The organism is Nocardiopsis protaetiae (assembly GCF_045446735.1).
In the GTDB taxonomy this organism is placed as follows: Bacteria; Actinomycetota; Actinomycetes; order Streptosporangiales; family Streptosporangiaceae; genus Nocardiopsis; species Nocardiopsis protaetiae.
Genome location: NZ_JBJJBV010000240.1, coordinates 1 through 10,329, shown reverse-complemented (window position 1 = coordinate 10,329; position 10,329 = coordinate 1). Strand labels below are relative to the sequence as shown.

Sequence of the window (10,329 nt, the reverse complement as noted above, 5' to 3'; positions counted from 1 at the left end):
GCTCCGCTCGCCGGGCGAGCGCGCGATCGCCCGGCTCAAGCAGTGGGACATCCTGCGCCGCCTGCGCTGCTGCCCGCAACGCGCCGGCCAGATCACCCGCGCGGTGCTGGTCCTTCAGCTCCGAGAAGCAGGATGAAAAAGGCTCAATGGAGACCGCTTCGATGGTCTCACCATTGTACGTAACGGTTGAACCGGTCATTTTTTCGACTCCAGGAAAGAGTGCTTCTGGTTTTTTGTTCAGAAATTTATCTCTGGCATGTCATGCCAGGATTCAACGAATCCATCGCTGGATTCATAGTCGTTTTTTGCAATCTCAGAAGCCCCTTCCTGGATGCCATTGGCGAGGGAAAGCCCATTTCTTTGGACTGTTGCTATTTCTGGCTCTAGTTCGAATTTAAAGTTTAGGTAGCCAGAGGAGATCCAACCGGCTTTTCCTGCCATGTCGTCCATGAGTGAGCTGAATGTCTCGTCCAGTCCAACCATCGCTTCGGCTAGTGCCGTCGCCTGCTCGCCTTTTGTCGCGGCCGCCCAGGTGTTGGCGCCGGTTCCTTCTTCGCTCATTTGTTGGCATGCTCTCTTTTTGGCTTCGGAATTTAGGGATGATTTAAATGTCTATCGCGTTCCGGTGGGTGGATTGGCGATCGGGGTCGACGCATGTTCCCTGGGGCTTTCGAATCGGGTTTCCGATTATTCTCTTGACTCCCTGATTTGTGATTTAAATGACTTGTGCGTCCTTGGAGTTTGGTATTTCGGTGGGGTAATCATTATCGGTCGCCCTGTTGGGTGTGGCCGGAATGGGTGGGTGTTCTCAGTTGTTGGGTAATGGTTTGAATGCTCCCAGTTTCTCCATGTTTGTCCGGAACCAGAATTGTGGCCGCTCTGCTCGCTGGTGCAGTTGGGGTCTTCTGTATTATTTGCCCTTTAGGTTTCGCTGGTCACATTTTATTCTCGTGTTTGACAAGTGATTATCAATCGTGCAGGTCCTTGAACTCAGTGGTTCGGGCGCGGATCAGTGCGGAGATCGCGTCGGTGGTGCGCAGGGTGAGGGGGAGGTCGAAAGAAGCCACGGGGGTTCCTCAGCAGAAGCGGGGACGGGGGGAGGAGGCCGGGATCAGGGGGGAGGACCGAGGTCAGGGGGAGGCAGGACCGGGGACCGGGGAAGGGCGCAAGGGGACAGGGATCAGTAGAAGTTGACGTTGCCCAGCCCGGGCGGCACGTGGTGGGTGGCGTCGGCGAGCTCCTCGGAGCTCTCCAGGTCGTTGAGGGCGACCTCGCTCGCCCCCGCCTGGATGTTGTCGGCCAGCTGCAACCCGTGCGTCTGCACGTCCACGAACCCCTGGAGGTGGCGCTCGCGGAAGGACCGCCACCCGGCCTCCACGTCCTCTTCGCCCGCCACCCGGATCGCGTCGTCCACCGTCAGGTCGAACGCGTCGGCCAGCCCGGCCATCGCCGCGGCCAAGGCCTCGGCGTCCTCACCGCCCTGCCGCGCCTCGTTCGGATTCGCACCGGTTCCACCGCTCATGCGAAATGTGACCTTCCCAGAGGGTGATAGAGCCCCTCATGAACCTTGTGTCGCAAGACTCCTGCTTGTCGCCATAAGTTACCGCTCCGCACTGAGAGCAATGGATTCACCCTGGGGGCTATGGCCTGCGACCTGGGTTTCCAGTGGAACCCGTGACCACTTCCGGTCAACCAGAGATGCCCGGTGCAAGAGGTCCACAGCGATTCATCGGGTCCTGTCCAGTCGGACTTGGGTGAGATGCCCCCGATCTCGTCGGCCCCGGTCGTTGCTCGGCCCGCACACATATCGCGGTCGCCATGCTTGTCCGACTGTGGTCCGGCCGGGTGCCGGCCGAGGTGTCCTGCGGGTTTTCGGGGCCCTCCCTCGATGCTCACACTCAACTTGATGGAAGTCTGTTGACATGGTTTTCGATTTACTGTTCACTGAACGTGTTCGCACGATGCGTGCCGCGCCTCCCCAGAGGCGGGCGGTCGTGCATCCCCTGCCCCGCCTCCTCGTTCCCCGCTGCGTGCCATCAGGTGTGCGCCGGGCGGCGGAGGCGCAGTCGAGAACCCCGTGAACCCCCGGAAACCGATAACGGAGACCTGTATGAGCACCCTTGTGGCCCTTGCCGCGGAAGCCGCGTCCGGCATCGTCGCGGCCATGACCAGCGATGCCTGGTCGCAGATCCGTGAGCTCTGCGCGGCCTTCCTGCGCCGCCACCTCACCGGTGAAGACGAGGCCGGTGCGATGTCCGACCTCGACGCCCACCACCGATCCCTCTCCGTCCTGCCCGAGCAGGCCCTCGGTGCGACGGCCGATGCCTATGCCCAGGTCACGGCCGACCGCCTCACCGCTCTGCTGGAGGGCTCGCCCGAATCCGCGGACGATCTCCGTGCCCTGCTGGCGAAGACGAACGAGCACCTGGCCGCCGCCCCGCCGAAGGTCGAGATCACGCTCGACAACGTCCGCGCGGGCCGGGACGTCATCGTCGCCGGCGGCAACGTCGACCTGGGAGGCCGTCGATGAACCCGCCCCACGAGAGCGACCACTCCTTCAACGGTCACGAGGCCGTGTCCGAGCCTGTCCTGGACGGCGACCCGGCCTTGCAGGATCAGACCCGAGGCCCGGAGGAACACCTTTCCGGTCCGAAGATCCCGGGGGAACCTGTTCCCGGGACATGGGTTCCCGGGCCCGCTCCCGACGCCGTGCCCGCGGACACGGCCGGAGAGGCGGGTGGATCCGAGGCGCCGGACCGGCCGGGGCCGGATGCCGTCCGCACGGCCGTGAACGGTGCGGGGACGACGCTCTCCGACGTCCGGGCCGGGCGGGACGTCATCGTGGCCCACGGGGACCTCACCCAGGTCGAGCGGACCGTCCGCTACCAGCAGGGGCCGTCCCTGCTGCGGTCGCGCGCCATCGGCCACGACGAGATCCCCTCCACCGAGCTCTTCTCTCCCACCGGCGAGACCGGGGGCGTCCGGAGCGGTGTGCAGGTGCTCGTCGGCCCTGCCCACACGGGGCGCCGCACGGTCGGGCTGCGCACCCTCGGCGCGCTGCCGCAAGCGGATGGACTGCGCGAGTTCCTTCCACCCGACTGGGACGAGCCGGACATGGACCGCGTTCCCGCCGACCCCCGGTACGGTTACCTGCTCGACCTCACCGGCACCGGCGAGGCGCTCACCGAGCGGTTCGCCGACGACCTGGCCCGGTACGCCAAGGAGGCGGCGGCCCAGGAGCACGGGCCCCTGCTCTTCATCCTCGGAGACGACGAGGTGGGCAGGAGACTCTCCCGGATCGGCGGCCGGGACGGGGTCGTCATCAGGGAGCACCGGCGTCCGGACGCGGTGGACGTGGCCAAGCGCAGGATCAGGACCTCCGACAGGCCCGACCGGCGGGAACGGGAGAAGTGGGTCGACGACCAGGAGGGGATCTTCCACGGGCTGGTGGCGCCCGACGCCCTTCCTTCCCGCGGGGTCGACCTCGCCGAGGCCGTCCTGAACGCGGTGAACAAGAACGACACGAACGTGCTGGGCCCCTTCTCGGACTGGCAGAAGCAGATCCAGGACTGGTTCTCCGACGACGTGCGGGCGGCGAACCCCAAGGGCGCCGAGGTCAGGAGCCTGCGCATCGCCGCCGCCTTCCTGGACGGGGAGCCGGCCACCGCGGTCTTGAACGCGGCCGACGCGCTCCTCCCACAGAAGGTGCGCGATCTCTTCGAGGCCTGGGGAGGCGACCTGGCCGCCCCCGACGACCGGGCGCGCTGTGTCGGCGCGGGCCTGGCCCTGCGCGACGGCCGCGTCCACATCACCGACGACGGCCGCGAGGGGATCGACTTCGCGCTGATCCGCTACCTCTGGGACCGCCGGGGGTCGGTCGCGGACCGGATCACCAGGTGGCTGGCCGAGATCAGTGCTCCCCAGGGGGCCGCCGAGGATTGCCTGGACCGGCTCTCGGAGGTGCTGGCCGAGGTCGCGGCCGCGCGGGGGAGCGCCACCGTCCTCTCCCTGCTGGAGGAGTGGTTGAAGCGGGACGCACCCCAGCGGATGGGCTTTGTGGTCGACGTCCTCCAGAAGCTCACCGAGCACGAGGACCTCGGTCCGCGGGTGCGCGTGGTGGACCTGCGCAACTGGGCCAAGGGCTCGGGGACCCCGGAACGGCAGCGGGCCGTCATCGGGGTGTGCCGGGGGAGGTTCGGAGAGCAGTACCCCGAACAGGCGCTGATGCGGTTGCGCTACGTGGTGCAGACCGCAAAAGACCCTGAGCTGCGCCGAGAGGCCGTGGCCGCCGTGGCCGAGCGCTTCGAGCCCGACCGCCACGCGCGCCTGGCGGCCCTGGAGGTCCTGGTCGACTGGATCGGGGACGAGCGCACCGTGCTCGAAGGCGGACGCCTGTTCCTCGACCTGTTCGGCGGAACCCCGAACGCCGGCGGGGGCGCGGGGTCCGACCCCGCGCGCGGGCTGCTCACCTCCGCCGGGGAGGAAGGGGAACAGGCCCTGGCGCTGTTCCGGAGGGCGTGGAAGTGCATGTGGCGCCGACCGGAGCTGCGCCAGGACGCGAGCCACGCGTTGGCATGCTGGGCGGCCGCCATTGAGAGGGGGGAGATCCCGTTCGACCGGGGGTTCCCGGTGCTCTCGGTCGTGTCCGAATCCACCGAGATCGACGAGGACGTCGATCGTGTCATCACGGTGCCCGGGAGTGTCGGAATCCGGCTGCGCAGGGACTTCTGGAAGAAGCCGCGCGACGGGGCGCGACCCGACGGAGAGCGTGCGGATGTTCCGGAGTAGGAAGCCCACCGGCCCGGCCCCGGGGCGGCGGCCGTTCGACCGCGCGTGCGCGGCACGCGTGGACAGCGCCGACCCCGGGCTGTACTTCGAGGCGTCCCTCTCCTACGGGTGGACGCTCCGCGAGGGGGCCGACCCCATCCTTCACCCCGACGAGGTGGCCCGCAGCCTCCTCGTCGGGGCTGTCCGCACCGCGACGGCCGGATACCCGGTCCTGCACGTTGGCGAGGCCCGATCCGCGGCCAACCGGGAACTCTCACGCGAGATCACCACCGACGACCGGATCACCGTCAGCGGGCACGTGCGCCTGGGCATCACGGCGGAGACCGAGGCCCGCGCCCGTGCTCGCCACTTCGCGGCCGAACGCGTGCGCTTGGAGGAGGCGGAACGGACCGTGCGCCTCCAGATCCTGCGTGAACAGGTGCTGTCCCAGGGCCTGGGTCTCGTGTGGTGGCTGGAACGCAACGGGACACCGCAGGGGGTGGACAGCCCGCAGCGGTGGACACGGGAACTCATCGAGAGCCACGGGGAACTGACCGCCGCGCTGCGCCGCGAGCAGGCCGTCACCGGGACGGAGGAGGGCGCGCTGCTCAGGGCCCGGGTCGAGGAGGCCCTGGCCCTGGTGCAGGACCCCGAGACCGCCGGGCGCTTGGCCCGCCACCTGGGCGACTACATCGCTTGCATCCCGGGCCGGCCCTCCGGGCCATGAGGTGTGCGATCCACTCCCGGTTGTCCGCAACGGCTGGCATCATGGCGGAAAGCCGTGCGCTCACCCCGCTCCCGCAGTACCGCCCCCGTTCCCCCCGAGTGCACAGGAGAGCCGGTGCAGTCCAACACCTACAGCCCGACCGCGATCTTCGGTAACCACACGCGATACGTCGTCCCCCTCTTCCAGCGACCCTACGTCTGGAACCGCGACAAGCAGTGGGAGCCGCTCTGGCATGACGTGCGGTCGGTCGCCGAGCGCCTGCTGGAACCCCGGGCCGCGATCGCCCCTCCGGCCCCGCACTTCCTCGGGGCCGTGGTCCTGGACCAGCAGAGCATGCCCACCGGGTACATCGCGGTGCGCAGAGTCATCGACGGGCAGCAGCGGCTGACCACCCTCCAGCTCCTCCTGGACGCGGTGCGCCGGGTCGTCCGGTCGCACGGCCTTCCGATGGACGAGCAGGCGCTGAGAATCCTGGTGCGCAACGAGGCGCAGATCGCCAACGACTCCTCCGAAGTCTTCAAGGTCTGGCCGACCGACAGGGACCGGGAGGGCTTTCAAGCGGCGATGGGGGAGGACCCGGTCCCCGGTCAGGAGGCCTCGCCACTGGTGCGGGCGCACGGTTTCTTCGTCGAGGCCGCCACGTCATGGGCCTTGGACGACGGTGAAGAGGCGAGCGGCGGTTCCCCACGGGAGCGGTTGAGCGCATTGGTGCGCACGGTCCGCGACCACCTGCGCCTGGTCGTCATCGACCTCGAACCCGAGGACAACGCCCAGGTCATCTTCGAGACCCTCAACCACCGCGGCAGTCCGCTGCTGGCCGCCGACCTCATCAAGAACCTGCTGTTCCAGTTCGCTGAGAGGGAGGGCGCCGACGTCGAGCGCCTGTACCGGGATCACTGGGCACCCCTTGACGGCGACCGGTGGCGGGAGGAAGTCAGCCAGGGGCGGCGCAAGCGCCCCCGGATCGACATGTTCTTCCAAGCATGGCTGACCATGCGGCTGCGCCGCGAAGTCCTCCAGGACCGGCTCTTCGTTGAGTTCCGGGAGATGGTGGACGGCGGAGAGGCGACAGCCGCCGCGCTGATGGCGGAGATCGCCGCCGACGCACAGGCCTACCGGGACTTGGCAGAGGCCCCCTACCACAGCGTCGAGGGCCTCTTCCACTACCGGGTGGTCCGGGCACTGGACACCGCGGTCGTGGCTCCGCTGCACCTGTGGCTCATGCGCTGGGACGAGTCCGACCTGCCGCGGGAACAGCGGGACTTGGCACTGCGGGCGCTGGAGAGCTGGATCGTGCGCCGCTCCCTGTGCCGGGCGACGGTCAAGGACATCAACCGCCTGGTCGTCGTGCTGCTCAAGGCCGTGCACGAGGCGGGTCCCGGGCGGGCGGGCACGGCGGTGCTCCGGGAGCTGGAGCGGCAGACCGCCGCCTCCCGTTACTGGATCGACGACGAGCAGTTGCGGACGATCCTGCGGACGGCCCCGCTGTACCGGCAGCTCACCCGCCCCCGCATGCGGATGCTCCTGGAAGCGGTGGAGGACTCCCTGCGCGGGCCGTGGGGCGAGGGAGAACCCTGCCCGCGCCAGCTCACCGTCGAGCACGTGATGCCCCAGCAGTGGACGGAGCACTGGGCGGAGGACGTGCTCGGTGACCCCGAGGCGGAGCAGGCCAGGGAGGAGCACGTTCACGTTCTGGGCAACCTGACCCTTGTCAACGACAAGCTCAACCCCGCACTCTCCAACCGCCCCTGGACCGACGAGACCACGGCGGCGCGGGGGATCAACGGCAAGGGCAAGCGTTCGCTGCTGCTGGAGCACAGCACCCTCAAGCTCAACGCGCTCCTGGCCGTCGGCCATGAGAAGGAGTGGACCGAGGCGGACATCGACCGGCGCACCGAGGAACTCGTCGACCACATCGTCCGGATCTGGCCCCGGCCCGAGCAGGAGGGGCCGGGTACCGCGGTGGTCACGGAGAACACCGCGGTGGGGGAGGGGCACGGGACCGCGGGCCGGAGCGCAGCCGGGGTCGACCACCACGGCAAGTACCGAGAACTGTGGCGATGGCTGCGGGACCAGGAACAGGACCGGATTCCGATGGGCTTCTCCGAGGTGGCCGAGATCGCCGGGGTTCCGCTGTCCTATTCGGCTTACAACCACATGCCCCACTGGTACTCCTACGAGGGGAGTGCCCTGTGCCGGGCCATCCACGACGCCGGCTGGCGCGCCACCAAGGTGAGGCTCGATGCCAGGACCGTGTGCTTCGTGCGCTCTGACCCGGGGAAGTGACACGGGATACTTTTTCGGACGGTGCGCCGCTAGGATCCCTTGAAGCCCGCCGGGTCCGAACCCGCACGGACCATCACGGCACCGGGCCACACCCCCGCCCCCATCCCCCCGACCGCAGGTGAATAGAGCTTTCAACGTGGGAACGAGCGACCCCAGGGCGCGCAAGGCCGCGGCCCTCGCCGAGGAACGCCTTCGTCTGGCCCGCATACGTGAAGAGCGGGAACGCGGGCGCAGGGACAGCGTCTGGCAGGAGTTCGGAGTCGAGTCCGAACGGATCCCCGAACTCCGCGACGCGGTCGAGGCCGTGCTCGCCGAAGCGGGCGACGGCGAGAGCGGACCCGCCCAGGGACTACGGGGGATGCTGGAGGGCCGCATGTGCCCGAACGCTCCCAGGCTGTTCCTGGAGCTGCTGCGGGACCTGCCTCCCGGTGCCGCCGCCGGCCACCTCGCGCACCTGCACGGCATCGGGGTGCCCGCGCTGAGGAAGTGGACACGCCTGGGCGAGATGCTGCACGGGCGGCGGGAGCCCTCCACGGAGGAACTCCAAGGCCTGCCCTCGCTCGATCCGGCGTTCAGCCTGTGGCGCGACGGTGAGCTGTTGCGCCGGGGCAAGAAACTGCGGAGCCTGGAGCGGTTCCTGGAGAACGCGCCCCTCACTCTGGTGGATGACCTCGTGGACCAGGGGACCGCCTTCTCCTTGAGCGGACAAGAACGCTCGGATGAACAAGAGAACCTTTATCTGTCGGCCCGCCGCAACCCCGAGCAGTTGACCGACGAGCAGGTCGAAGCGCTGGGATGGCCGGAAGAGCTGTGGCGGCGGCGGCTTCTGGAGGATCCCGGACTTGAGGTGTCCGATGATGCACCCAGGATGGTGCGCGATCTCTCCGCCATGGCCAACGGTGACCCCGAAGCCCTGACAAGGCTGACAGAGTTCCTCGATGACCGTTCCCGGCGGCTGGTGGGCCATGTCCTCGAAGCCAGGGACCGTCCTTCGGCCTGGCCGAGAGTCCTGTTCAAGGACACCGACCTATGGCCTGTTTTCGAGGGCCTGTGCACTGGGCGGACCCTCGATGCTCCGCAGGGCGCCATGGTCCCGTTCGCCGCCTGGCGGGATCTGCGGGCGGCGCACCGGGAACTCCTCGACGTGCGCCCGTCCGCCTACGAGCACCTCAAGCCGCATACCTCCTCGGAAGAGAGCTGGGTCCGGGAGGAGGCCGTGGCGATGGAGGTCTACCTCGACCTCCGGTTCTCCGAGAGCGGGGACTCACAGGTGCTGCACACCGCGCTGGAACGGCTGGACGCACTCCCGGAGCGCAGCGCCGTCACCGAGGGCAACATCGCCTGGCTCCGGTCCCGGCTGGCCATGGACCGCAACAACCGCGGACCGCTCTTCAACCCCTACCTGGAGCTGGGTGTGGCCCACGGTTCCGACCAGCACGTGTGGCGGGACGCCTGGCGCGGCCTGCGCCGCCGCCTTCAGGGCCGCAAACAGGAGTTGTCGGACATCAACCAGGCGCGCGATCTCATCCGGGACATAGAGACCACCGGAGGCCTGGAGAATCAATCCCTCTACGTACTCCCGGTGTTCCCCGGCAGACTCTTCCCCCGCCCCCGGGTCGCCCGGCGGTTCGTCGCCGAACCCCGGCCTCTGGCACGTCGGAGCGGTCCCGTGCCCCAGGAACTCAGAGAGCGCATACGCACAGATGCCATCACGGCACTGCTGGACCACGCGGTCGCAGGGAGGACGCCATGAGACAGCGAGACCACGAGGAAGACACCGACGAGAAGATCGAACGCATCCTCACGGACCTGAGTCCTCGGGAGCGGGAGCGGCTGATGGCCGTCGTGGCGGTCGGTATGGAACCGAAGCGGCTCATCGCCCCGCTCACGGAGCGGCTCGTCGAGGTCTTCCAGGAACACGCGGACCAAGAGCTGTCACCACAGCAGGCGCGGGAGATCGCGCGCCTGGCCCTGGTGGAGAACATGGGTGCCCGACAGACCCACCTGTCCCAGCTCGCCCAGCTCCTCCAGGACGTGGAGAAGCAGAAGGGCGCGGGGGATCCCCGGGTCCTGTCCCGCAGAATCCTCGACTTCTGCCGGGCCAGCGGACTGAAAAAGGTCACTGACACCGAGGATCTCGCCCGCTACCGGGTGGTCGCCGGGCACCCGGGGCCCGGGACCGTGGCCAAGGTCGTCTCCCCGGCCTTCGTCGACGAGATCAGCGGGCGTTTGATCGTCTCGGGGGAGGTCCTCTTCCAGGAAGCGAAACCCGAGAAGAAGAACGGTAAGGGGTGGGCATGAGCTTCGGCATCGACTTCGGGACCACCAATTCGGTCCTCGCCCGTTGGAACGGGGAGGAGGCCGAGGTCATCGCGCTGGACAGCACCAACCTGGACCACTGGAACTACTGATCTTTGATTATGCGGTTGACGGAAACGGTGAGGGTTCCAAGCCGACCGACTCGATGAACCCCCGCAGCAGATCGGTGCGCTTGCGCACCAGACGCAGATGCGCGTTGATCACCTGCTCCAAATCCTCCAGACTCCGGA

8 protein-coding genes and 1 pseudogene are annotated in these 10,329 nt (G+C 68.1%); 7 read left to right on the top strand and 2 right to left on the bottom strand.

Annotation, left to right across the window (positions count from 1 at the left end):
• Positions 1 to 136, top strand: a pseudogene (locus ACJOT3_RS27360) (IS5/IS1182 family transposase); the annotation flags it as partial.
• A gap of 101 nt (positions 137 to 237) precedes the next feature.
• Here the strand turns inward: ACJOT3_RS27360 and ACJOT3_RS27355 are convergent.
• Both ACJOT3_RS27355 and ACJOT3_RS27350 read right to left on the bottom strand, forming a co-directional pair.
• Positions 238 to 561, bottom strand: a complete 324-nt coding sequence (locus ACJOT3_RS27355) for a hypothetical protein (protein ID WP_406975996.1) — start codon at positions 559 to 561, stop codon at positions 238 to 240.
• Positions 562 to 1,180: 619 nt separating this feature from the next.
• Positions 1,181 to 1,522: a hypothetical protein gene (locus ACJOT3_RS27350; RefSeq protein ID WP_406975995.1), complete on the bottom strand. Its 342-nt coding sequence runs from the start codon at positions 1,520 to 1,522 to the stop codon at positions 1,181 to 1,183.
• Between the two features lie 588 nt (positions 1,523 to 2,110).
• Between ACJOT3_RS27350 and ACJOT3_RS27345 the strand changes: the two genes are divergently transcribed.
• From ACJOT3_RS27345 to ACJOT3_RS27320, 6 genes are all read left to right on the top strand, one after another.
• Positions 2,111 to 2,530 carry a hypothetical protein gene (locus ACJOT3_RS27345; protein WP_406975994.1) on the top strand — a complete coding sequence of 140 codons (420 nt, stop codon included), beginning with the start codon at positions 2,111 to 2,113 and terminating at the stop codon, positions 2,528 to 2,530.
• 257 nt (positions 2,531 to 2,787) lie between these two features.
• Positions 2,788 to 4,788, top strand: coding sequence for a hypothetical protein (locus tag ACJOT3_RS27340; protein ID WP_406975993.1), 2,001 nt, complete (start codon positions 2,788 to 2,790; stop codon positions 4,786 to 4,788).
• Positions 4,775 to 5,494 (top strand): hypothetical protein, encoded by a 720-nt coding sequence (locus ACJOT3_RS27335; protein WP_406975992.1) that lies wholly within the window; start codon positions 4,775 to 4,777, stop codon positions 5,492 to 5,494. Before ACJOT3_RS27340 ends, ACJOT3_RS27335 begins: the two co-directional genes overlap by 14 nt.
• A gap of 114 nt (positions 5,495 to 5,608) precedes the next feature.
• A complete protein-coding gene (locus ACJOT3_RS27330; RefSeq protein WP_406975991.1) occupies positions 5,609 to 7,780 on the top strand; it encodes a DUF262 domain-containing protein in 2,172 nt (723 codons plus the stop codon).
• A 136-nt stretch (positions 7,781 to 7,916) separates the two neighbouring features.
• Positions 7,917 to 9,533, top strand: a complete 1,617-nt coding sequence (locus ACJOT3_RS27325; protein ID WP_406975990.1) for a hypothetical protein — start codon at positions 7,917 to 7,919, stop codon at positions 9,531 to 9,533.
• Positions 9,530 to 10,081, top strand: coding sequence for a hypothetical protein (locus ACJOT3_RS27320; protein ID WP_406975989.1), 552 nt, complete (start codon positions 9,530 to 9,532; stop codon positions 10,079 to 10,081). Before ACJOT3_RS27325 ends, ACJOT3_RS27320 begins: the two co-directional genes overlap by 4 nt.
• Positions 10,082 to 10,329 lie beyond the last annotated feature (248 nt).

Bases quoted from the DNA above. Each gene is read 5' to 3' on its own strand.
- ACJOT3_RS27355 (WP_406975996.1), bottom strand. From the start codon at position 561: ATGAGCGAAGAAGGAACCGGCGCCAACACCTGGGCGGCCGCGACAAAA.
- ACJOT3_RS27350 (WP_406975995.1), bottom strand. From the start codon at position 1,522: ATGAGCGGTGGAACCGGTGCGAATCCGAACGAGGCGCGGCAGGGCGGT.
- ACJOT3_RS27345 (WP_406975994.1), top strand. From the start codon at position 2,111: ATGAGCACCCTTGTGGCCCTTGCCGCGGAAGCCGCGTCCGGCATCGTC.
- ACJOT3_RS27335 (WP_406975992.1), top strand. From the start codon at position 4,775: ATGTTCCGGAGTAGGAAGCCCACCGGCCCGGCCCCGGGGCGGCGGCCG.
- ACJOT3_RS27320 (WP_406975989.1), top strand. From the start codon at position 9,530: ATGAGACAGCGAGACCACGAGGAAGACACCGACGAGAAGATCGAACGC.